Genomic DNA, 23,899 nt, shown 5'->3' with positions numbered 1-23,899 from the left:
AATCAACAGCATTCAAAAATTTCAAATCAACAAAAAAGAGGCTGTCCTAAATATGGGCAGCCTCTCTTTATATATTTTGATATCTTAACTTAGAATTTCCATCCAACCGTAAGGAAGAAATTATTTCTGTTGTTTTTCACCTCACTTGCCGCATATGCTTCACTTGCGAAGATATTTTTAGCAGAATAATAAGATGAATCAGAATTACCATCCATATATCCTCTCATAAAAGGATTAGTATACTTAGATGAGATATTCTGATAAGACGCATCTACATAGAATGATTTGAAATCATACCCGATACCAAAAGAAAGGGTATTTCTGTCACTTAGCATCATATTGCTGTACGATTGATCTCCTACAGTACCTGCATCATTAAATCTGCTGATCGTAAGGGCATCAAAAGGAGTTGACTGGTAGGCGTAACCTCCTCTCAATCTGAACTGCTGTACTCTGTACTCAGCTCCCACTCTTACTTCTGAAAGATTCTTGTAGTTTTCTTTGAAGAAATCATTTAATTCTCTTTCTGCACCTCCATATACTTTATAATCAGGTTTTGTAAGTCCAAGAGTATAGTCTACGTTCAATGAGAAGTTTTTACTTGCTACAAACGCAGCACTCACCGTTGCTTTAAGAGGTGAAGTGAACTTTCTGTTTTCAGCTCCAATATCGTCTCCATAAACAGGATCATTATAGAAATAATAATTTCTGTCTATTGTCCAGAATGTAGGAGTTTCAAGAGAGGCTCCGACTCTGAAGTTAGGACTCAACTTTCCAATCACCCCTAATGAAGCAGAAAAACCTGAAGATCTTTCTGAGTACGGAGTATCCTGCTTACTGAATGCTTCTGTAGAACCATTGGCAATGTTTCGGTACAACAAAGTATCATACTGATCCAATGAAGCATTGAAAAAGTTGAAACCTGCTCCTAAATATAAATTATGATTATAGTTGGCACCCACTCCAAAACTCATCTTTGACAAGTTACCGTATCTTTCATACATATGCCCCGCTAATGCAGCATCCTTGCTAATATCATCCTTATCAAAAGCATAAACGATCTTATTATTTCCTGGTGACTGGATTACATTGTCCAAAGTCTGATTAGAAAAATTAATACCAATGTTGATAAACTTCCATCCGGTTTCTGTCATCAAAGGAAAAGCAATTACACCTCCTGCATTCCCAAGGTCTCCTCTGGTTTTGCTATAATCTATTGTAGATCCTCCTAAAGTACTTTTATTTTTATTTCCTAAAATAGATAAAGTTCCTGAAACCTCACCTGAAATAGCTACTCCTAAACCTGCCGGGTTCGTAAGCAAAGAGTTTGCATCACCACCTAGCGCACCATTAGCTCCAGCCATCGCATTAAACTTAGCTGATCCCACCATAGGAGTACTTGAATAAACCTCTACCGTATTTCTTATGACAGAAACATCCTGAGCCTGTGCATAAAATGCAGCAGAAATACTCATTAATACTAAAGATTTTTTTAACATTATTTTTTAATAGTTTATTAATTTGAAAAATTATCTGAAGCCACCTCTGCCTCCGCCGCCGGATCTCATTCCGCCACCTCCTGAAGAACCGCCTCTAAAGCCTCCTCCTCCGGAGTTGAAGCCACCACTCGATCTGAAACCTCCTGAATCATTAGATCTGAAGCCTCCGTTATTATTGTTATATCTTGGTTGTGGTTGCTGATAATTGTAATTAGGTCTTGTTTGTGGCGCAGAGTTACGGAATCCACCATTAGACTGTGTATTTCTGAAACCTCCGGAATTACCGTTTCTAAAACCTCCGGAATTGCCATCTCTGAAACCGCCATTACTGTTTCTGAAGCCTCCGTTTGAGTTGGTATCTCTGAAACCACCATTATTATTAGTGTTTCTGAAACCTGAATTATTTGTATTCGTTCTGTAAACTGCGTTGGCTACCCCTGTATTCTGGAATCCACCTCCACTGATACCACTTCTTCTGTAAACAGGTCTGTTGTAGTAGCCACCACCCCAGTAACCACCTCCGTAACCCCAGTAGGGATTTCCGTAGTATCCGCCCCAGAATGGATCATAATATCCGCCATATCCGTATCCCCAGTATGGACTTCCCCATCCGTAAGAGCCTCCCCAGCCCCATCCGAATGATCCGCCCCAACCCCAGGACATACTAGCACCCCACCCCCAGCCACGGTTCATACCCCAACCCCAATACGGGCTGTAACCACCATACCATCCCCAAGGAGATCCCCATCCCCATGAGTTGTCATAATAGTTGGTCTGAGAACCTGCATAAAGTCCCCAATCCGAGTCTGTAGCGTTGGAATTCCAATTGGTGTTGGTACCACTCCAGTCATTATATCTGTTTTGTTGCTCTCTGGAATTCGCCTGTGCATTTTGAATTACATTGGAATCCTGATAGTAATCATAGTATTCTCCTACTCTGTTTCCGCTATCATTGATGATAACTCCTTCAGGTAGCGTATCCTTATTGGGGTCGTAATACACCCCGTCTGTCTCGCTATACCCTCCCATCTGAGCACCACAAGACACAAGTAATAATCCGCCCGATATAGCCAATATCACTTTGGATCTTAGCAGACCAAGCAAATTTTTATGTATATTTCTTTTCATGATAACGTAAAAATTTTTAATTTAAATTATATTTGCAATCTGTACCAAAAATGTACCAAAATACTGGTAAAAAAATCTATCAAAAATAGATTTTTATTTTTAGATAACAATAATGTACAAAAGTTAAAAAAATTTAAAAAAATAATGGCAAAATTAACCTCAAGAAGCGAAGATTACAGCAAATGGTATAATGAGCTGGTTGTAAAAGCTGATTTAGCTGAAAACTCAGGCGTGCGTGGATGTATGGTGATCAAACCGTATGGCTATGCGATCTGGGAAAAAATGCGTGATGAAATGGATAAAAAATTCAAAGAAACAGGTCACGTTAACGCATACTTCCCGCTTTTTGTGCCCAAGAGCTTGTTTGAGGCTGAGGAAAAAAATGCAGAAGGTTTTGCAAAAGAATGTGCTGTTGTTACCCACTACAGGTTAAAAACCGATCCGGACAACCCTTCCAAACTGATTGTAGATCCGGATGCAAAACTTGAAGAAGAACTTATTGTTCGTCCTACTTCAGAAGCAATTATCTGGAATACCTATAAAAACTGGATTCAGTCTTACAGAGACTTACCGATACTAATCAACCAATGGGCAAATGTTGTTCGTTGGGAAATGAGAACACGTCTTTTCCTGAGAACAGCAGAATTCTTATGGCAGGAAGGGCACACCGCTCACGCTACAAAAGATGAAGCTATTGAAGAAGCAGAAAAGATGAATAAAGTATATGCAGATTTTGCAGAAAACTTTATGGCTATTCCTGTAATTCAAGGGTTAAAAACGCCTTCTGAAAGATTTGCAGGAGCTGATGAGACTTATTGTATTGAAGCATTAATGCAGGATGGAAAAGCTTTACAGGCTGGAACATCTCACTTCTTAGGTCAGAATTTTGCAAAAGCATTTGACGTAAAATTCACCAACAAAGAAGGGAAAATCGAACATGCATGGGCAACATCATGGGGAACATCTACCCGTCTGATGGGAGCTTTAATTATGACGCACTCTGATGATTTCGGATTGGTATTGCCTCCTACCCTTGCGCCGATTCAGGTGGTGATTGTTCCTATCTTTAAAGGAGAAGAGCAACTGGAACAAATCAGTAAAGTGGCTTTAGATATTCAGGCTAAACTGAGAGCAAAAGGAATTTCTGTGAAGTTTGACAATGATACTCAGAACAAACCAGGATGGAAATTTGCAGAATATGAATTGAAAGGAGTTCCTGTAAGAATCGCTATGGGACCAAGAGACCTTGAAAATAAGTCTGTAGAAATTGCGAGAAGAGATAATCTGACTAAAGAAGTTCGTTCTATTGAAGGAATTGATTCTTATATCGAAGATTTATTGAAAACGATTCAACAGGATATTTATAATAAAGCATTTGAATTCAGAAAAAATAATATCACGAAAGTGGATACTTATGAAGAATTCAAAAAAGTTCTGGAAGAGAAGGGAGGATTTATTTATGCACACTGGGATGGAACGGCTGAAGAAGAGGAACAAATCAAGGATGAAACGAAGGCTACAATAAGATGTATTCCTTTGGATAATGACGTAGAAGAAGGAATTTCTTTGATTTCAGGAAAACCATCTAAGAGACGTGTATTATTTGCAAAAGCTTATTAAAAATTTTAATGATTTAGAAAAAAATCATTAATTTTTAAAGAAATATTCAAAAAAAAGTGACATTTGGACGGATTTTTGTTTAAATTTATCTCAACATTAATCAAAAAAATTTATTATTATGTCTTTAAATGTCATTGATTTAATTAAAGGACAATTAGGTCCCGCATTGGTTTCACAGGCTGCATCGCAGTTTGGAGAAAGTGAATCTGGTATTTCTAAAGCAATTGGCGGATTATTACCTGCTGTAGTAGGTGGATTAGCCAATAATGCAGATAAACCTGGCGTTGTGGATGCTATTACACAAGCCTCTTCAAGTGGAATTTTAGGAAATTTATTAGGCGGTTCGTCGAGCAGTCCTGTTATTTCAAACTTATTATCTTCTATTTTTGGAGATAAAGTAGGTGCATTAGTTAATTCTATTGCCAGTTTTTCAGGTGTCAGCAATACCTCTGCAGGTTCTTTGTTAAACCTGGTGACTGGAGCTACAGTAGGCACTATTGGAAAATATGCAGCAGACAATAATCTGGGTGCTTCAGGTATTTCCAGCTTACTGCATGATCAGAAAGGCATTATTTCTTCTTTATTGCCTGCAGGTCTTTCTTTGGCTTCCTTTGGATTAGGAGCTGAAAATTGGTTTGGCCAGGCAAAAGAAACGGTTTCTTCAGTAACATCTACTGCTAAAGATAACATCGCTGAAGGTGTAGCTACAGCAAGAGAAAATGTTTCAGAAGGAGCAAGAGAAGTAAGAGAAAGATTTGAAAATAATAACAATAATAATCAAGGCGGAGGTTCAATCTGGAAATGGTTGCTTCCGCTTTTATTATTGATCGCTGCTGCTTATTTCTTATGGAAGCAGTGTGAGAAAAAACAAACCACTACAACCACTACTACAACATCTGATTCTACTGCAACCAGCACAACTACGGATACTGCTGCTACAACAGCAACACCTGCTCCTGCAACAGCTAAAACAGATGAAGATATTGATCTTAATGGAGTGATGTTAAAAGGTTACAAAGGAGGAATGGAAGATCAGATGATTACATTCCTGAAATCCGGAAACTACAAAAATGCAGCTGATGATGCAGCATTGAAAGATAAGTGGTATGACTTCGATCACGTCAATTTCAAAATGGGAAGTGCTACTGAACTTGAAGCAGGTTCACAAGGGCAATTGGATAACTTAGTGGCTATCCTTAAAGCTTTCCCTGATGCAAAAATCAAAATTGGAGGTTATACAGACAAAACCGGAAACGAAGCCAACAATGTAAAACTATCAAAAGCCAGAGCTGAATACATCAAGGCTGCTTTAGTAAAAGCAGGAGTTGGTACTCAGGTTTTAGAAGCTGAAGGCTATGGAAGTAAATTTGCTAAAGTAGATGCAAAAGCTTCTGATGCTGAAAGAGCTGCCGATAGAAAAATGGCTGTAAGATTTGCAAAATAATCTTTAGAGTCAATAAAAATTAGGTCCCGGGAAGCAATTTCCGGGATTTTTTTATGCCATGATTTTTCTGTTTACATTTATTTAATTAAATTTGTTAGCCATTTCTAACATTTATGAATTTCAATATAAAAAACGCTTGGCGAAAAGATAAAACAAACCATTCCTTATCAGAGGTTTATTCATCAATCAAAGTCCCTAAAAATGCAACTTTCTGGAGGAAATATCTTGCATTTGCAGGACCAGGTCTGATGATTGCCGTAGGTTACATGGATCCAGGAAACTGGGCCACAGATATTGCCGGGGGAGCTCAATTCGGTTATACACTCCTTTCGGTCATCCTTATTTCCAATATCTTTGCAATGGTTTTACAGCACTTATCCGTAAAACTTGGTGTTGTTGCAGAAAGAGATCTTGCTCAGGCCTGTAGAGACCACTTCAATCCTACCACTAATTTTATTCTCTGGGTATTCTGTGAAATAGCCATTGCCGCCTGTGATCTCGCTGAGGTCATCGGTTCAGCCATTGCATTAAACCTGTTATTCCATATCCCGCTGACTTGGGGGATTGTCATTACAACAGTGGACGTTTTAATCATTCTTTTACTTCAGTCCAAAGGTTTCCGATGGATAGAGAGTATTGTAGGAGGGCTTATCTTCATTATTCTAGCCTGTTTTGTATATGAAATCATCATTTCGCAGCCTGCTTTTAATGAGATTCTGGGAGGTTTGGTTCCGCAAAAGGAAATTATTCAGAACCCTGCCATGCTTTATATAGCAATCGGGATTTTAGGAGCTACCGTAATGCCACACAATCTGTATCTGCACAGCAGTATTGTACAGACCAGAGATTATACCCGTGATACCGAAGGAAAAAAAGAAGCCATAAAGTTTGCCACCATAGACAGTACCGTTTCATTAATGCTGGCATTTTTCATCAATGCAGCAATTCTTATTCTGGCTGCTGCTACATTCCATACTACAGGTAATGAACATGTGGCGGATATTCATGATGCCTATAAAATGTTAACTCCTATTCTGGGAGCTTCTATGGCCAGTATTGCATTTGCCATTGCTTTATTAGCATCCGGGCAAAATTCAACATTAACTGGAACTCTTGCCGGACAGATCGTCATGGAAGGCTTCCTGAATATCAGATTAAAACCATGGCTGAGACGATTGATCACCAGACTTATTGCTGTAATTCCGGCACTTATTGTTGCCATTCTTTACGGAGAACAGGGAACAACTGAATTATTGGTTTTAAGCCAGGTAATTCTTTCCATGCAGCTTAGTTTTGCAGTTGTTCCATTGGTGATGTTTACCAATGACAAAGCTAAAATGGGAGAATTTGTCAATAAACCATTCCTGAAAGTCTGTGTATGGATAATTTCCATCATTATCATTGTTCTAAATCTGTACCTTTTGTACCAGACGTTTACGGGAGAATAGAAAATATAACTATAGTTTTAAAATTGACTATTGGACATTCTTTGGTGAATAGTCAATGGTCAATTTTTGCTTCGCAAAGTCAATTATTAATCCTACCCTACAACAAATTCACAAGCGAAGCGGATTGACATCTTCACCATTGATTAGTGAATGGTTAATGGTCAATTTTTGCTTTGCAAAGTCAATTATTAAACCTATACTACTCAAAATTCACAAGCGAAGCGCATTGACATCTTCACCATTGATTAGTGAATGGTTAATGGTCAATTTTTGCTTTGCAAAGTCAATTATTAAACCTATACTACTCAAAATTCACAAGCGAAGCGCATTGACATCTTCACGATTCGCCATTACTCCCTTTTTCTGCCTTAATGTCCAGATTTTAGATTTGGCAGGCTCTTTGTCAAACAATCAGTAAATAAATATTGAATTATGGAAAACCAGGATATTAACGAAGAAAGCATCAATAATCAGGAAGAAAACAATGTTCAGAATGACGCAACGTCTCAGGACAATGTGACAGTTACTCCTTCTCCAGAGGAACTTTTGGCAGAAGAGAAAGACCGTTACATCAGATTGTATGCTGAATTCGAAAACTATAAAAAAAGAACAAGCAAAGAGAAGATCGAATTCTTCCAGTATGCCAACCAGGAAATGATGGTTTCAATGTTAGGAGTTTTGGATGATTTTGAAAGAGCTTTAAAAGAAATCGCTAAAAATGGAAATCCGGCTGACCTGCAAGGTGTGGAACTTATCTATCAGAAATTCAAGAACAAACTTACCGAAAAAGGACTAAAAACAATGGAAGTAAAGGCTGGTGACAGCTTTAATGTTGATTTCCATGAAGCGATTACTCAAATCCCTGCTCCATCGGAAGATTTGAAAGGAAAAATCGTAGACGTTATTGAAACAGGATATACTTTAAATGATAAAGTGATCCGTTTTGCAAAAGTAGTAACAGGAAATTAAAATTCATAAATGATAAATGGTGAGTGATAATTGATAAATGTTTCACTTATTAGCTTTACAATATCTTTTATCATTTATCAACAATCAATTATAAAGTTGTCATGTCAAAAAGAGATTATTACGAGGTTCTTGAGATCAGCAAATCTGCATCGGCCGACGAAATAAAGAAAGCATACCGTAAAATGGCCATCAAATTTCACCCGGATAAAAATCCGGGAGATAAAGAGGCTGAAGAAAAATTTAAAGAAGCTGCTGAAGCTTACGAAGTTCTGAGCGACGATCAGAAACGTGCAAGATACGACCAGTTCGGACATGCCGGAATGGGTGGAAATGGTGGTTTCGGAGGCGGAGGCTTCGGAGGCGGAATGAACATGGAAGATATTTTCAGCCAGTTTGGAGATATTTTCGGTGGTGGTTTCGGAGGATTCGGTGGTGGCGGTGGAGGCCGTCAGCAGGTGAAGGGTTCTAATTTAAGAATCAGAATCAAGCTGAACCTTGAGGAAATGGTAAATGGTACTCAGAAAACCATCAAAGTAAAGAAAATGAAGATGGCGGAAGGTGCCACTTCAAAAACATGTCCTACCTGTAACGGTTCCGGTGTTCAGTTAAAAGTAATGAATACCATGTTTGGTCAAATGCAGACTCAAACTACATGTAGTACTTGTCAGGGAATTGGAAAAGTTGCTGACAAAATTCCTGCAGGAGCCAATGCACAGGGACTTATCAAAGATGAAGAGGAAATCGCAATCAACATTCCGGCAGGAGCAAGAGACGGTATCCAGCTTAATGTAAGAGGAAAAGGTAATGATGCTCCATTTGGAGGTGTTCCGGGAGATCTATTGGTGATCATTGAAGAGGAAGTAGATCAAACTATCAAGAGAGAAGGTGATAATCTTCACCAGGAATTATATGTTTCATTTGCTGAAGCTGCTTTAGGAACGAAGAAAGAAATTCCTACCGTAGGCGGAAAAGTAAAAATTACCGTTGATCCGGGAACTCAATCCGGAAAAATCTTGAGATTAGCCGGAAAAGGGCTTCCAAGTATCGACAGCTATGGTAAAGGAGACATGTTCATCCACATCAATGTCTGGACTCCACAGAAGCTTACCAAGGACCAGAAAGAATTCTTTGAAAAGCAGATGTCCAGCGGAGAAATGGTTGCAGAACCATCCGGAAAAGAAAAAACTTTTTTTGATAAAGTAAAAGATTTATTCAATTAATATAGAAAAAGAGACTTTTTACAGGTCTCTTTTTTGTTTAACGTTCAAAGTTTTATATTCAAAGTTTAAATCTAATCATAAAAAATCCTGCACTCTCTCGAGTACAGGATTTTTTGGTTATTTAATTCTAATTCTGTTTTATTTTTTTGTTGCCAGGGAATAGATTCCTTTTCCTAAAGTGAAGACAGCAACCGCTGCCAATCCGCCAGCAACTCCAAGTGTAAGCTCTTTCAAAACATCCGGCCAGGTTGGTAATATGCCATGGAAAAATTCGATCCTATGCAGAAAAATTCCACCAGCAACCATTATTAAAGCAATTGTTCCTACGACTCCTAATATTTTAATAACAATAGGTAAAGCCTTCACTAATAGATGTCCAAGCCCTCCGAAAAAGCCTTTATCCTTACTTTTCTTTATTAATTTAAACCCAGCATCATCCATTCTTACGATCAAAGCTACAATTCCATACACTCCAACAGTAGCAATAAATGCAACCAGACTTGTTACTAAAATCTGCGTAATGAAAGGATGACTTTCTTCCAATACGGTTCCTAAAGCAATAATAACAATCTCGATGGATAAAATAAAATCAGTTGTAATTGCCGATTTTACTTTCTCTTTTTCAATTTCTTCAGAACTTTTTTCGTCTTCTTCAATTTCCTCTATAACTTCATGCCCCTTTTTGTCACGGTGAAAAAGAAATTCTATTACTTTTTCAACGCCTTCAAAGGCCAGATAGAATCCTCCAAGGATCAATACATAATTAATAGCCGGAGCATATAACCAATTAAGTAAAAAAACGATAGGAAGAATAATCAGTTTATTGATAAATGATCCTTTGGTAATTGCCCATAAAACGGGAATTTCCCTTGAGGAAAGAAAGCCAGTGGCTTTTTCTGCATTTACAGCCAGATCGTCTCCTAAAATTCCTGCTGTCTTTTGGGTAGCAACCTTACTGGTAACCGCTACATCATCCATCAATGCTGCAATATCATCCAAAATTGCAAAAAAGCCTGATGCCATATTTTAATAATTTTTTAATCTTTGTTAAGTTCAGCAAAAATAATTATTTAATTCCGTTTTTGGATTCATAATCTAACAATTATTTTGAAAATTATATGAACCTTTCAACAATCCTTCACTTTCAATATTTTATATCTTTGTTTAAAATCTATTGGATGAATAAAAACTGGGAAAATCAATTACAAAGTATATGGCTAAAACTTGGAACCATAAACAGTGAAGAGTTTATTGAGCAAATTAAAGATCATGTAGAATTACTTACAGAAAAGGATTCCCAGGCTATTGCTGATTTTGAAAGAGCCTGTGCTTTTGATTCCACCGGGCATGAAAAGGAAGCAGAACCTTTGTACAGATCAGCATTAGAAAAAGGATTAACTGGCTTACGAAGAAGAAGAGCAAGAATTCAGCTCGCAAGCACCTTAAGAAATAATGGAAAAATAGAAGAAAGTATCCATATTTTAAGGGAGGAAAAAGCCCACTATTCTGATGAACTGGATGATGCGGTAGATTCTTTTTTAGCACTGTCCCTTTCTTCAGCAGAAGAATACAAAGAAGCACTGTCTTTAATATTGAAAGCTCTTTCCAAACATTTGCCCAGGTACAATAATTCTTTGAGCCGCTACGCTGAAAACCTGTAATTTTAACCGTTTTTTAAATCTGATCCCTATGCAACGTCAATTTCATATTTTAGCTTTAGGATGTATGTGTTGTTTGTTCAGTGCATTCTACTCTGCTCTGAAAGCTCAGACGGAAAATCATCTCAACACTATTAATCACGAAAGCAAGAAAGAAGAAATAGACCACATTATAAAAGCATTTGCAGCAATTAATAAATTTAATGGAACTGCTTTGATCCATTATCAGAATAAAAACATTATTGAAAGATCATACGGCTGGCAGGATGCAGAAAAAAAGATCCCCAATCAGGACAAAAGTGTGTATCAGATTGCTTCTTTAACCAAATCTTTCACAGCTCTGGTCATTGTAAAGCTAAGCGAGGAAGGAAAACTTTCTTTTAAAGATCCTGTCTCAAAGTTTATTCCCGATTATCCAAGAGGAAATGAAATTACGATCGAACATCTCCTTACCCACACTTCCGGAATTTATGAAGTATTGCGAAATAAAGAGTATTTCAATCTTCTTCACACCGGAAAATCTATATCAAAAGATAAAGAACTTTCTTTTTTTAAAAATGAACCATTGGATTTTAAACCCGGAACTCAGTTTTCTTATACCAATTCAGGGTATATCATATTGGGACTTATCATTGAAAAGATAACAGGACTTTCTTATGAAGATGCTGTAAGAAAATTCATCCTAAATCCTCTGAAGATGGCTCACACCGGTTTTAACTACCTTGCACTGAAAAGCCCGTACAAAACCGTTCCTTATTCTTATATTTCAAACACAAAACAGGAAAAAACACAAGTCTGGAATTCTACACTAACCGGTCCTGCAGGACAAATCTACAGTACCGTTGAAGATCTGTACAATTACTATATTGGATTGAGAGATTATAAAATTGTTTCCAAAGAGGCATTTAAAAAAGCAACCACTCCTTTTTTGAGCGGCTACGGTTATGGTTGGTTTATTGATGATCTTTACGGAAAAAAACTCATTAATCACGGCGGAAATATAGAGGGTTCCACAAGTTATTTTGCGATGCTTCCGGAGGATGATCTCTGCATTATCCTTCTGAACAATATCACAAGTAAAAAACTGGAGAAAGCAGGTAGTACTATTTTAGCGGCTCTTTTACATCAGCCTTACACTCTTCCACAACCAAATAAAGAAGTAACACTAAGTGCTGATATTCTTAAAAAATATGTTGGAGATTACCAGCTTTCAGATGATAGCATTATCCATATTCTCTACGAAAACGGGCAGCTTTTTATGCAGAACAATAAAGATCCTAAGGTCAGAATTTCAGCTGAAAAAGAAGATGCATTTTTCCTTCAGGATGATGACACTGAGATTTCTTTCATTTTCAAAGAAGGTGAAAAAGGAGTTATTACCATCAAAAAAGGATTGTCATCAAAAACAGCAGAAAAGCTTTAATTAGACCTTGTTTGCTTCATAATTAATAGAATTTTTCGTAAATTTAAGTAATGAAAAAACTCATTCTCCGGTATCATTTTTTCGTCATGGGATGCGTTGGTTTCCTTCTGCAATCATGTAATACTAAATTCAGAGTTTGGGTAGGTCCTGGCGGACAACAGAAGATTTACAATCTGAAATATGGGGAACATAAAAGACAGCAAATGGATGTTTTTCTTCCCAAAGATTATTCTGAAAATTCTCCTGTTGTACTTATCGTTCATGGTGGCGCCTGGACTTTGGGTAAAAAAGAGCATATGATCCAGGTTCAGAAAATGCTTTTTCAAAACAACATTCCGAGTATCAATATGAATTACAGGTTTGTTTCTACCAAAGAAAAGATCACTTATAAACAACAGCTTGAAGATATTGGGCTTGCCATTGAAAAATTCAACTCTTTAGCAGAAAAAGCAGAGCTTCAACCCAACAATTACATTCTTCTGGGAGAAAGTGCCGGTGGCCATCTAGCCTTACTTTATGGTTACCAGCATCCTGAACAAATAAAAAAAATAATCTCCTTAAGCGGACCAACAGATTTTTACAGCTCTGAATATCTCAAATCTTTTTATTCAAAATATACCTCTCCTACTTTTCAAAAGGTAGTAGGGACTAAGTTTGACCGGAAAAACGTTTCTGAAGCTTTTAAGGAAGCCAGCCCTATTGCTAATATTACAGATGTTCCTACCATGTTATTTCAGGGAAATAATGATGTACTGGTAAATCAACACCAGGGAATTGCGATGGACTCTGCGCTTACCAAGATGAACGTTCCACACAAATTTATTTTTATGAAAGGAGCCGGGCATGCACCCAGATTTTTCAGTAAAAGAAAAAGAGACAGCATTATCTATCCTAATATTCTGGAATGGATTAAAAAGTAAAGGTGTCTAACAGAATTTTTTTGATTATTAAACGCAAAGGATAATAATTACAACACATCATTGTAAAAAAGCAAAGAAGTCGTGACTTTGTCACTGATGAAGCTCACGAATATATATCCATACGCTTAGAAAGAATCAATTTCATTGATTCCTACCTTTGCTCTCTCAAAATAATACTCAATACAAATTAATCTTTGCGTTTAAAAAATTTATTGATAAGCAATAAAAAAGCCATCTCATAATTGAGACGGCTCTATATTTTTGATTGAATTCTTTATCTATTCAAAGTCCTGATCTTCATATTTTTTTGAAAGGTCTTCTTTTTTTCCGAAAACAAACTTGAAGATGACCGGAAGTGTCGTTACCAATACAATGACGATAATGATATATTCCAGTTTCTGTTTTAGATTGATTCCAAACTGGTCCATGAAAAGTTTATCCAGATAATGCCCTGCAAAGATCAAAATGAATGACCATAATACAGCTCCAATAATATTATCTCTTAAAAACTCTTTTTTATCCATTTTGACAATACCTGCCACAATGGGTGTAAAAGTTCTTACAACCGGTAAGAATCTTGCCATAATAACAGCTAATGCACCATGTTTTTCAAAGAAATCGTGGGCCTGATAAAGGTATTTCTTCTTAAAAAGCATTGAATCCGGTCTTTTATATAAAGCAGGACCTGCTTTTCTCCCGAAATAATATCCAACTTCATTTCCAATAACAGCAGCAAGAGCTACACCAGAAGCTAATATTGTAGTATCTAGGAAATCGCTCCCTGTAGAGCCAAAAGTCTCTTTGATGATTTCAACAGCATAAATTCCCGAAACGAACAGTAGTGAATCTCCAGGTAGAAAAAATCCTACAAAAAGACCTGTTTCAGCAAAAACAATAAACAAAATCAGCCAAAACCCTCCCATTTTTATATAAAACTCCGGGTTTAATAAATCCTTCCAGCTATTGAAATCTTCCATAAATATCGATGAACAACAAAAGTAAGTCTAAAATGTCTGAAACAAAAATTAATTATAAGATTTTAACTAAAATTCAAACATGATTTTTATAAGTCCAGATCATCATCGGAAACTGCCGTTCCATCGGCCATTAAGAATGCTTTCAGGAATGGGGTAATATTTCCGTTCATTACGGCATCCACATCTGAAGTTTCATGACCGGAACGTACATCTTTTACCAGTTTGTATGGATGCATGACGTAGTTTCTGATCTGGCTTCCCCACTCAATCTTCATTTTATTGGCTTCAATCTCATTTCTGGCTTTCATACGCTCTTCCAGTTCCATTTCGTAAAGTCTTGAACGAAGGAGCTGCATGGCCTTTTCTTTATTCTGAAGCTGAGAACGGGATTCTGAGTTTTCAATGATAATTCCTGTAGGAGCGTGGCGAAGACGTACAGCCGTTTCCACCTTGTTTACGTTCTGTCCTCCGGCTCCGGAAGCTCTCATGGTTTCAAAGCTGATATCGGCAGGATTGATGTTGATTTCAATGGTATCATCCACCAAAGGATAAACATATACCGAAACAAAACTGGTATGGCGTTTCGCATTACTGTCAAAAGGAGAAATCCTTACCAAACGGTGTACTCCGTTTTCACCTCTTAAATATCCAAAAGCAAATTCGCCTTCAATTTCAAGGGTAACAGTCTTCACACCTGCTACATCTCCTTCCTGGAAGTTAAGTTCACGGATTTTATAGCCTTGTTTTTCTGCCCACATGGTATACATTCTCATCAGCATAGCTGCCCAGTCACAACTTTCTGTTCCTCCTGCTCCTGCTGTAATCTGAAGTACTGCAGAAAGTTCGTCCCCTTCATTGGAAAGCATATTTTTGAATTCCAGGTCCTCAATTTTTTCCACCAATTGCGGGAAAGTCTCATCCAGTTCTTTTTCAGAATCCGGATCTTCTTTAGCAAAATCAGCCAAAACCTGTAAATCTTCAAACTGTGTCTGAATTTCGTCATAGCTTTCTACCCATTTTTTCTTGGAACGAAGCTGTTTTAGAAATGCTTCAGCAGTTTTTGGATTATCCCAAAATTCGGGTGCCGCAGTTTTTTCATCATCATTGGCTATTTCAATCTTCTTTTTTTCAATCTGAAGGTATCTGTGTAAGTCTTCAATTCTGGATTGAACTTCTTTTATCTGGTCGTTGTTAATCACGAATGTTTCTTTTTTGCAAAAATAAGGAATTCTTTTAGAGTGGAGAGGTTCGGGGTTTTAGTTTTCGGGGTTCGGGATTCGAGTTTTTCGAATACTTGATTTTTTTGGAAATTTAATAGAGGTTCAGGATCTGATTTAGGAGAACTATTCCTTGATAATTTCAGCGTCAAAGCTTCTTCTAAGATATTCTTTTGCTTGTTTACTTTCCGATTTGAACCCTGCCATAGTTAAAGCGTAGACAAACAAGAGCATACCCAGAGGAAGAAAAAGTTCTACTGATATTTCTTTTTCCCTTATAGTTTTTATAGAGACACCTATGAAGAAAATCAGGGCAAATGAGCACCAGACTATTAAGAAAAAGAAGACAAAAGCATGTAATGACATGGTCACCTGTATTTGGGTTCCATTATTTTCATTTTGAATTTTACCGTTGATCTGAGGAAGAAAAGAGTTTCTGTATTGTATCACTCTGCTTATTTCAAAGCTATTATTATAGATAGATCCTTCATATTCTTTGATATAATTTTTCCCCAAACCAAATTTTTTAGGTTCTACAAAACCAGAAAGTCTTGTTAAAACTTCCTTTTCAGACAAATTTGTTTTGTAAATAATACGTTCAAAGGGTAAGTATTTCATGTTTCCCAACGTTGTAATTATATCATTTCTGCCACCATTTCACCTATCTTCGGGGCCAGGGCCACTCCCATTCCGGAAAGTCTTACCGCGCAAAACTGTCTTTCTGAAAGCTGTTTTACAATGGGCGATTTTTCTTCACCCATAGCCATGATTCCTGACCAGCGGAGGGCAATTTTAAAATCTTTATGAGGAAGTATGACTTCTTTTAAAAAATTTTCTAAATGATTCTGCAGAAATTCTGTCGTTTCAAAAGCCGTTGTTTCTTCTGTCTTAAAATCCTGATTTCTTCCGCCACCCAGCAATATCCGGTTTCCTATATTTCTGAAATAATAATAGCCTTCATCATAATGAAAAGTACCTTTAAGTTTTAAACCGTCTACTGGTTCTGTCAGGAGAACCTGTCCGCGGGCAGGAATGATATTCTCTTTTTCCAGAAATTTTGAAGTGAATGCATTGGTACAATAAATAAGCTGGTCGGCGATTACAGAAAGATCTGTTGAAAGCTGCACCTCAACTTTGTCCATTTCTTCAATATTTTGAACTTCCGTTCCAAATAAAAACTCAATTTTCAGTTCGTGGCATTTCTCCAGTAGTTTCTGTACTAACTTTCCGGAGTGAAGACCTCCTTCACAAGGATTTTCAATCAGGAATTCAGATTTTCCAAGTCCGAATTCCTTTATTTTATTCTGTTTTAAAGTATAAGTCTGATCCAGTCCGGTTATTGTTTTCAGTTTTTTATTTACAGCATCAATCTGGGTTAAAGGCTCTTCAGTGTTTACAATTTCATAGCCTCCATTCAGTTCAAAATCAATTTCATCATGTTTAAAATAATGCTGGATTTTCTGAAGTCCGTTAAATCTCATTGTAACAAGCTCCAGTGTTTTTTCCCAGCCCATTTTCTCAGAATCGGCAATCACTTCGGTAAGACTTCCAAAGCAGGCAAACCCGGCATTTCTTGTGGAAGCACCCAATGGAATGGTATTCCGTTCAATAATAAGAACAGATTTTTCAGGATACTTCTCCTTTATGGATATGGCTGTCCAAAGCCCGGAAAACCCCGCACCAATAATGATGATGTCTCTTTTTCTGTAGAATGTATCCAATTCCCAGATACTGTTCATAAATAATGAGTAATTAGGTAATGAGTAATTTTTATAAAACCTTAAACAGTTTATCCTTTATCTCCTTCTTCATTATGCTGGAATCCGATGGCTCTTTGCGGCTCTTCGACAACTCTGTAGGTTTCCAGTTCATTTTTCAGAGCCTGAATCCTAAACCTGAAGTCATCAAAATTATTGATAATGGCATCCGCAAGAAATCTAGCTACCTGATCAAGATATTCTTCGGTAAGTTTTGACCCGGCATCCCTCAGCGCACTCTCCAAAAGTTTCTGATCAATTTTTAGCTTTTCGTTTCTGGTTCTCTGATAAAGATTTTTAATTCTTTTCTTTAAACTTTGGGTAAAGTCTATCAGCATAGTGTTACTGAAGGCTTTCATCTTTGAAGAGATTTCATGCCAGAAAGGAACCTTATCAGCTTTGTTATTTTTAAGTATTTTGTAGAGTAAAGAATCTTCTTCCAATCCTCTGGTCATGGCATAAAGAATGATTTCCGAGCGCTCAGAAGCATTGGGAGGAAAAATAGGAATCAACACATCAAATCTTCCGGGCGCCAGAATTTCCTCATCAATTTCAGCCACAGAATTAGCTGAACCTACCATTAAAACACCTTCTTTTTCAAATTTTCCAATGTAGTGAAGAATCAGCTCCTGAGCCTCAAGATTGCAGGAAGCAATGTCTGTTTCCGCCCTTCTTTGCATCATAATTTCATCGAAATCATCCATAAAAAGAAGCATTTTGTTTTCCTTCATCATACTCACCAGGAAATCACTGAAATTGATCTCATTTCCATCAATCAGCGAAGTTCCCAAATAATGTTTTTTGACTTCTTTAAACTGATAACCGATAATTTCAGCAATTTTATTGGCCCAGAATATCTTTCCGCTTCCCGGAGGTCCGTACAGAATAATCCCTGCAGGTTTGTTGATGCCCCAGTCTTTGATCTGCTGTGGATTCAGGAAGGGTTCCAGAACAGTGGATGTATAAAAGAAAAGGTCTCTGTACCCTATAAAATCTCTTTGCTGAAGGCTGGTTTTATGCCCAAAATAATCGTAGACAAACTGATAATTCCCTCCAAGTTTGTTATCAATTCCATAGCTTGATATGGAGGATTTGAAAAAACCATTATCGAAAATATTGAGATTATTGTCTTTAATCACCTTTTCAACCTTATCTTTTGGCTGCTTAATGACTTCGGCAATCTGCTCCAACGTTTTATTTTTATCAAGATCTTTTTCATATAACCTCAAAAAATCTACATTCTCACGGGCAAATTTTTCAAAATCTTCTTTTACGTCAAAATTTGTACTGACACAGTCTACCAGTTCAAGATCAAAATCCTGGATAAACTGTTTTATGGCTTCTGCAGATACATTTAATTCTTCTGCCAGTTCAATTAGCTTCATAACTGTTGATTAATTCTATCAAATTTAATGTATTTGTCCATAAATTAATATTGATTTATGATAATTCTGTAACATTCTCTAATTTATATAGACTACTACTATGTAAAACAAATTACATGGAAAAGATTTTATCAGTAAAAAATTTGACGAAAAAATTCAAAAGAGTTGTGGTGAACAATATTTCTTTTGATGTCGAAAGAGGAAATGTTTATGGCCTTTTGGGTCCGAACGGAAGCGGAAAGTCCACTACTTTCGGGATGCTGCTTTCAACCATCAATCCCACCAGCGGAGACTGGTTCTGGTTTGGAAAAAAAGGAACTGATCCTGACACCTTAAAAAAGATCGGAGCAATTATCGAACAGCCTAACTTTTATCCTTATTTAAGCGCAGAAACCAACCTTAAGATTGTCGCTGAAATTAAGCACGCACCCTATTCAAGGATTGACGAAGTGCTGAAGACCGTTAATCTGTATGAAAGGAGAAAAGATACTTTCAAAACTTTTTCTTTGGGAATGAAACAGCGTCTTGCCATAGCTTCAGCGATGCTCAACAATCCTGAAGTGATGATATTGGATGAACCTACCAATGGACTGGATCCTGAAGGAATCATTCAGATCAGAGAAATCATCAGCAATATTGCCAAACAGGGAATCACCATTATCATTGCAAGCCATCTTCTGGATGAAATTGAGAAAATCTGCAGCCACGTGATTGTATTAAAAGAAGGAAATTCCATCTACTGTGGAAGAGTGGATGAAATGACTTCCAATAATGGATATTTTGAACTGAAAGCTGATAATAACACATTGCTGTTAAATGCTTTGAATGAACTTCAATGGTTCTCTTCCATCCATCAGGAAGGTGATCTTATCAAAGCCCAGATCCGCGATGATGCTTCTGTTTCAGCTTCGGCAATGAATCAGAAACTGGCAGAGAAAGGAATCTATCTTTCCCACTTGACCAAGAAAAAACTGTCTCTTGAATCTCAATTCCTTGAACTTGTAAAAAACACTAATTAATCATGATCAAATTATTAAAACTGGAATACTACAAAAACCTGAACTATCAACCGTTTAAGGTTTTCACTATACTCTATTTCGCCATTCTTACTGCGCTGCTTTTCATAGGATTGGTTGACTTTGATATTTTTGGAGGAACCATTAACTTAAAAGAACAGGGGATTTACAATTTCCCGGAAATCTGGAACTTCACCACATGGATTGTTGCCTTACTGAAAATTTTCCTGGGACTGATCATTGTTTTCTCTATTTCACAGGAATTCAGTAACCGGATGTTCAAGCAGAACACCATTGATGGATTGAGCAGAAAGGAATTCATCACTTCAAAATTACTGACAATAAGTATTTTCACTATTGTTTCAACAGCCATTGTATTGGGAATTACTTTGTTTCTAGGATATCAATATTCGAAGACAACAGAATCTACAAAGGTTTTTGCTGAGATGTTCTTTATTGGAAATTACCTGGTAAAACTATTTACGTTCTTCTGTTTCTTAATGTTCCTTTCTATTTTACTGAGGAAATCTGTGTTTGTATTTCTTGCTCTCTTTATTTTCTGGATTGGTGAGGGAATTTTAAAGGCTCTTGAAGTCTATTCAAAAGTAAAAGGAATGCAGGGGCCCCAAAGAAATGAGGTTCTTCAAAATGATTTTTTCATCTCGCATCTTTTACCACTGGAAAGTATGTCTAACCTTATTCCCAATCCGATGATCAGATTGGATATGGCAAAAATGATGGGATTAAAATATGAATTCCACTACCCTACGGAAAGCCTTATCGCCTGTCTGGTGTGGTGTGGTGTTTTTATATTCGGTTCGTACTGGATTCTGAGAAAAAGAGATTGGTAGATGGTAATATCTGGAATTTAAAGATTTAAAAATTACAATATTTAAAGATTATTTTTTAAGTGGTTCGTTTTCGGATCACTTTTTTTTGGCTTAAAATTTTCATTCGGTACTATCAAAAACCAGCCATGAAAAAAATATACTACTTTCCAGGATTGATCAGCGCCTTGCTGATTCCTGTTTTGTTTTGGTATTATGGAAGCCAAAAGTCTGAAGATATTAACGTTTCTGTGATAGATATTGGACTTCCTGCCAAAGAAAGAGAAGGGAGTAAAAATACATTTGAAAGTTTTGAAACTTACAGAAACTGGGATTACAAAAAAATAAAAATAGTCCCCGGTACTGCCAAAGAAAATTCAAAATCATATGTTTCTGAACTGAAAAAGCTTCAGGAAAGAAATGAGAAAGAGTCTGGTATTGAGTTTATTTTAGATCAAAATAATAGCTATGGTGATTTTGTCTCTGTTTTGAATGATCTGGCAATTGCCAAACAGGAACAATATGCCGTTGACCTGGAGAAAACAGGACATATTTTTGCGGGTTATAGCTATATTGATCCTAAGGTGCAATATCCTGAATATGAATGTTTACTTTGTAATGATACTATAGATTGGGGGCCAGCAGAAACTATGAATGCTTTTGAATCTACCTGCTATGGGCAAATCTTTAACCTGTTTACAACCGCTTCCAAAGAAACTTCCTACATTATTTTCGGGTTTCTTATATTTCTGAATATATCCATGTTCAGCATTAAGGAAAGATTTCAATTGCACTATTAATTCAAAATAAAAAGGCTGCCAAATGGCAGCCTTCCTTTCACATTACTTTTTATCTAACAACGGAAGATATTTTCCGTATCCTTTTGTTTCCATTTCAGCTTTCGGAATAAACTTCAGAGAAGCACTGTTGATACAGTAACGAAGTCCTCCTTTATCCTGCGGCCCGTCTGTGAAAACGTGTCCCAAGTGGGCATCTCCCGTTTTACTTCTTACTTCTACTCTATCCATACCATGGGAACGGTCCAGCTTTTCATCAATCAAACCTTTGGTAATCGGTTTGGAGAAACTTGGCCATCCGCATCCGGATTCAAATTTATCGGTAGAAACAAACAAAGGTTCTCCTGTGGTAATATCTACATAAATTCCTTCACGGGTTTCGTTCCAGTATTCGTTCTGGAAAGGTCTTTCGGTGCCGTTTTCCTGGGTAACATTATATTGTTCTGCTGTCAGTTTTTCTTTTAAAACTTTTTTATCCTGCTTTTGATAAGCCGGTTTTGGAAGCGGGTTGGCTTTTTTGGCCATTTCAAAAAGTCCCGGTTCAATATGGCAGTAACCGCCTGGATTTTTATCCAGATAATCCTGATGATAGTCTTCCGCTCTGTAGAAATTTTTCAATGGAATAGTTTCTACGACTACGGGTTTATTATAATTCTTTGCCAGCTTCTGAACTTCATCTTTTACCACCGCTTCATCCGTTTTATCAGTGAAATAAATTCCTGTTCTGTACTGGTTTCCTCTGTCATTTCCCTGCTGATCCTTGCTTGTAGGATCAATGGTTTTAAAATACAGATCAATCAATAGTTTCAGATCTACCTGTTCAGGATCATATTTTACTTTTACGGTTTCTGCGAAACCTGTTGTATGGCTTACGACTTCTTCATAAGTAGGATTTTTGGTATTACCGTTGGCATAACCAACTTCTGTTCCTACAACACCACGAATTTGTTGAAAAAAATGTTCTGTTCCCCAGAAACATCCACCTGCAAAATAAATCTCTCTAACGTTTTTGTTATCCATAATTTTCTCATTTTCTTTTTTTACTTCCACTACATCAGGCCTGTTCTTTTTGAAGAGCCCGGATCCCGCAGCAAAGACTGCTATACCCAGAATGATTCCGAGTACAATTAATATATTTTTCATTTTTACCTTTTTATTCATTACTTATTATTTTGAACGATCATGAATCCAAATCCTAAAAGCATAAGGTCTTTTAAAATAAAGAAATCCGTCACAGGAACTCCGTCCACTATTTTCCATATTCCCGGTGTTGTAAACAAATAGCTTAATGTCACCAGAAAGGTTACGATCATTCCTATCCCTGCATACTTTTTCAATACAGCAAATTTCGCACTAAATATCAGGAGTAAGGCAATGATAATTTCTATCGCTCCGATAAGATTTGACACTGTCTGGACGCTTATAATTTTATATACGAAAAAAGTTAAGAAATGGTTTTCTACCAAAGGTTTTATTGCAGCTGCTTCTGTGGGAGTGAATTTGAAGATACCAATCCACAGTAAAATAAGTGCTGCTCCGAAAAGCGAAATATAATACCCGATTCGGGTTAATTGATTTTTAGATTCCTGTACTGTTCCGACCATATTTTTAAGATTTTAAATGAATACTTTATTGTTTTCAAAAGTATAGTCGGTGCTATTTTAAAATCCTGACAGAAATTATCCTAAAAATTTAATTTATCGATCATTTTATTTTTAAAGTCCTGAATTTCAGAATCATTAATTTCAGTTTCTTTTTCAGAAAAAGTCTTTTTAAAAGCTTTATCCAGAAGAGCCAGCTTTTCATTGTACATCCTGCACCATTTACAGATCATCAGGTGCATACTGAGCATCCTGTTTTCTCTGGCAGAAATAGATTGGGCATTCCTTTTTTCCATCAGTAAAGTAGCTTCACTGCACGGTAAAAATAATATATGTAGTATTCTTCGTATCATGATTTCTTATGATTTTGAAAACCAGTTAAACTCCAGACATTCTCTGAGCTGCATGCGGCTTCTCTGCAAAATCTTCCATAGATTAGTCGTGGAAACATTCAATTCCTGACTGACTTCCGGTGCTTTTTTTTCTTCGATATAATACATTTTCAACAGAATCTTCCATTTGGAGGGCAATTCCTCAATGCACTCTTCAAGTGTTTTATTAAAATCCTTGTTGTCTAAAAGCTCATCTTCCTCTCCTGATACATTCCAGTCATTTAAAACATCATTATTTTTCCATGATCCGGTTTCATCAAAAAAATGATCAAGTCGGATATTGGGTTCCGATTTGTATTTTTTCCGGTAAAAATCTGCAACTTTTCTATTCAGAATAGCCATCAGCCACGTAAGCGCATTACTTTTCCCTTCAAAAGAATCATAAGCAGAATAAGCTGCAAGAAAAACTTCCTGAACCACATCCTGTGCATCTTCTTTATTCGAAAGTACATACAGTGCCCGTTTCAAAAGCGCCCCTGAATACTGTTCTATCCAGCTTTTCAGCTCTTCATCTTTTGTCATTGAAAGTGTTTTGCCTTATCTAAGATCATAGCGAAGGTAGTAAGTTAAGCCGAAAAATGCAAAACAAGATAGATTATTA

General features: G+C 36.8%; 23 protein-coding genes. 11 read left to right on the top strand and 12 right to left on the bottom strand.

What is annotated here, in order from left to right; translation table 11 throughout:
- Positions 1-89: 89 nt before the first annotated feature.
- The gene (locus DEU39_RS20095) at positions 90-1,475 is read right to left on the bottom strand and encodes an OmpP1/FadL family transporter (protein ID WP_228436857.1); all 1,386 of its coding nucleotides are present in this window, start codon (positions 1,473-1,475) and stop codon (positions 90-92) included.
- 54 nt (positions 1,476-1,529) lie between these two features.
- A complete protein-coding gene (locus tag DEU39_RS20090) occupies positions 1,530-2,627 on the bottom strand; it encodes a prolyl-tRNA synthetase (RefSeq protein WP_120233141.1) in 1,098 nt (365 codons plus the stop codon).
- Positions 2,628-2,771: 144 nt separating this feature from the next.
- Between DEU39_RS20090 and proS the strand changes: the two genes are divergently transcribed.
- The 5 genes from proS to dnaJ all read left to right on the top strand — a co-directional run bounded on the left by proS (position 2,772) and on the right by dnaJ (position 9,328).
- Complete coding sequence (gene proS, locus DEU39_RS20085) at positions 2,772-4,247, top strand: proline--tRNA ligase (protein WP_120233188.1); 1,476 nt, start codon at positions 2,772-2,774, stop codon at positions 4,245-4,247.
- A gap of 118 nt (positions 4,248-4,365) precedes the next feature.
- Positions 4,366-5,691: an OmpA family protein gene (locus DEU39_RS20080; protein ID WP_120233140.1), complete on the top strand. Its 1,326-nt coding sequence runs from the start codon at positions 4,366-4,368 to the stop codon at positions 5,689-5,691.
- A 113-nt stretch (positions 5,692-5,804) separates the two neighbouring features.
- Positions 5,805-7,139, top strand: coding sequence for an Nramp family divalent metal transporter (locus DEU39_RS20075; RefSeq protein ID WP_120233139.1), 1,335 nt, complete (start codon positions 5,805-5,807; stop codon positions 7,137-7,139).
- Positions 7,140-7,568: 429 nt separating this feature from the next.
- The gene (locus tag DEU39_RS20070) at positions 7,569-8,108 is read left to right on the top strand and encodes a nucleotide exchange factor GrpE (protein ID WP_394360850.1); all 540 of its coding nucleotides are present in this window, start codon (positions 7,569-7,571) and stop codon (positions 8,106-8,108) included.
- 101 nt (positions 8,109-8,209) lie between these two features.
- Positions 8,210-9,328 carry a molecular chaperone DnaJ gene (gene dnaJ, locus DEU39_RS20065; RefSeq protein WP_062671200.1) on the top strand — a complete coding sequence of 373 codons (1,119 nt, stop codon included), beginning with the start codon at positions 8,210-8,212 and terminating at the stop codon, positions 9,326-9,328.
- A gap of 138 nt (positions 9,329-9,466) precedes the next feature.
- Here dnaJ and DEU39_RS20060 read toward each other — a convergent pair whose 3' ends face one another.
- Positions 9,467-10,351, bottom strand: coding sequence for a DUF808 family protein (locus tag DEU39_RS20060; RefSeq protein WP_062671202.1), 885 nt, complete (start codon positions 10,349-10,351; stop codon positions 9,467-9,469).
- Positions 10,352-10,506: 155 nt separating this feature from the next.
- Between DEU39_RS20060 and DEU39_RS20055 the strand changes: the two genes are divergently transcribed.
- From DEU39_RS20055 to DEU39_RS20045, 3 genes are read left to right on the top strand one after another with little or no spacing between them, the layout of a single operon-like run.
- Positions 10,507-10,989 carry a tetratricopeptide repeat protein gene (locus tag DEU39_RS20055; protein WP_183037452.1) on the top strand — a complete coding sequence of 161 codons (483 nt, stop codon included), beginning with the start codon at positions 10,507-10,509 and terminating at the stop codon, positions 10,987-10,989.
- A 28-nt stretch (positions 10,990-11,017) separates the two neighbouring features.
- A complete protein-coding gene (locus tag DEU39_RS20050; protein ID WP_120233138.1) occupies positions 11,018-12,409 on the top strand; it encodes a serine hydrolase in 1,392 nt (463 codons plus the stop codon).
- A 50-nt stretch (positions 12,410-12,459) separates the two neighbouring features.
- The gene (locus tag DEU39_RS20045) at positions 12,460-13,329 is read left to right on the top strand and encodes an alpha/beta hydrolase (RefSeq protein ID WP_120233137.1); all 870 of its coding nucleotides are present in this window, start codon (positions 12,460-12,462) and stop codon (positions 13,327-13,329) included.
- Positions 13,330-13,607: 278 nt separating this feature from the next.
- On the opposite strand, the gene DEU39_RS20040 is transcribed toward DEU39_RS20045, so the two are convergent.
- The 5 genes from DEU39_RS20040 to DEU39_RS20020 all read right to left on the bottom strand — a co-directional run bounded on the left by DEU39_RS20040 (position 13,608) and on the right by DEU39_RS20020 (position 18,665).
- The gene (locus tag DEU39_RS20040; RefSeq protein ID WP_062671210.1) at positions 13,608-14,306 is read right to left on the bottom strand and encodes a DedA family protein; all 699 of its coding nucleotides are present in this window, start codon (positions 14,304-14,306) and stop codon (positions 13,608-13,610) included.
- Between the two features lie 86 nt (positions 14,307-14,392).
- On the bottom strand, positions 14,393-15,505 hold the full coding sequence (gene prfB, locus DEU39_RS20035) for a peptide chain release factor 2 (protein ID WP_062671212.1): 1,113 nt from the start codon (positions 15,503-15,505) through the stop codon (positions 14,393-14,395).
- Between the two features lie 144 nt (positions 15,506-15,649).
- Entirely contained in the window at positions 15,650-16,141 is a 492-nt protein-coding gene (locus tag DEU39_RS20030; protein WP_147367630.1) for a hypothetical protein, read from the bottom strand.
- Between the two features lie 17 nt (positions 16,142-16,158).
- Entirely contained in the window at positions 16,159-17,262 is a 1,104-nt protein-coding gene (locus tag DEU39_RS20025; RefSeq protein ID WP_120233135.1) for an NAD(P)/FAD-dependent oxidoreductase, read from the bottom strand.
- 50 nt (positions 17,263-17,312) lie between these two features.
- Entirely contained in the window at positions 17,313-18,665 is a 1,353-nt protein-coding gene (locus tag DEU39_RS20020) for an AAA family ATPase (RefSeq protein WP_120233134.1), read from the bottom strand.
- 116 nt (positions 18,666-18,781) lie between these two features.
- Here DEU39_RS20020 and DEU39_RS20015 point away from each other — a divergent pair, with 116 nt between their 5' ends.
- From DEU39_RS20015 to DEU39_RS20005, 3 genes are all read left to right on the top strand, one after another.
- On the top strand, positions 18,782-19,684 hold the full coding sequence (locus tag DEU39_RS20015) for an ABC transporter ATP-binding protein (protein ID WP_062671223.1): 903 nt from the start codon (positions 18,782-18,784) through the stop codon (positions 19,682-19,684).
- A 2-nt stretch (positions 19,685-19,686) separates the two neighbouring features.
- Positions 19,687-20,532, top strand: a complete 846-nt coding sequence (locus DEU39_RS20010) for an ABC transporter permease (RefSeq protein ID WP_120233133.1) — start codon at positions 19,687-19,689, stop codon at positions 20,530-20,532.
- Between the two features lie 125 nt (positions 20,533-20,657).
- Positions 20,658-21,308 carry a hypothetical protein gene (locus DEU39_RS20005; RefSeq protein WP_120233132.1) on the top strand — a complete coding sequence of 217 codons (651 nt, stop codon included), beginning with the start codon at positions 20,658-20,660 and terminating at the stop codon, positions 21,306-21,308.
- Positions 21,309-21,350: 42 nt separating this feature from the next.
- On the opposite strand, the gene msrB is transcribed toward DEU39_RS20005, so the two are convergent.
- The 4 genes from msrB to DEU39_RS19985 all read right to left on the bottom strand — a co-directional run bounded on the left by msrB (position 21,351) and on the right by DEU39_RS19985 (position 23,820).
- On the bottom strand, positions 21,351-22,448 hold the full coding sequence (gene msrB / locus DEU39_RS20000; RefSeq protein ID WP_062671612.1) for a peptide-methionine (R)-S-oxide reductase MsrB: 1,098 nt from the start codon (positions 22,446-22,448) through the stop codon (positions 21,351-21,353).
- A 17-nt stretch (positions 22,449-22,465) separates the two neighbouring features.
- Positions 22,466-22,909 carry a DUF417 family protein gene (locus DEU39_RS19995; protein ID WP_062671229.1) on the bottom strand — a complete coding sequence of 148 codons (444 nt, stop codon included), beginning with the start codon at positions 22,907-22,909 and terminating at the stop codon, positions 22,466-22,468.
- An 80-nt stretch (positions 22,910-22,989) separates the two neighbouring features.
- Complete coding sequence (locus tag DEU39_RS19990; RefSeq protein ID WP_062671232.1) at positions 22,990-23,259, bottom strand: hypothetical protein; 270 nt, start codon at positions 23,257-23,259, stop codon at positions 22,990-22,992.
- A gap of 6 nt (positions 23,260-23,265) precedes the next feature.
- The gene (locus tag DEU39_RS19985) at positions 23,266-23,820 is read right to left on the bottom strand and encodes a sigma-70 family RNA polymerase sigma factor (protein WP_120233131.1); all 555 of its coding nucleotides are present in this window, start codon (positions 23,818-23,820) and stop codon (positions 23,266-23,268) included.
- Between the last annotated feature and the right edge of the window lie 79 nt (positions 23,821-23,899).

Origin of the sequence: Chryseobacterium sp. AG363 (assembly GCF_003610675.1) — a bacterium.
GTDB lineage: Bacteria > Bacteroidota > Bacteroidia > Flavobacteriales > Weeksellaceae > Chryseobacterium > Chryseobacterium cucumeris.
The sequence above is the reverse complement of the archived record's forward strand: the minus strand, read 5'-3'. Positions and strand labels throughout refer to the sequence as shown.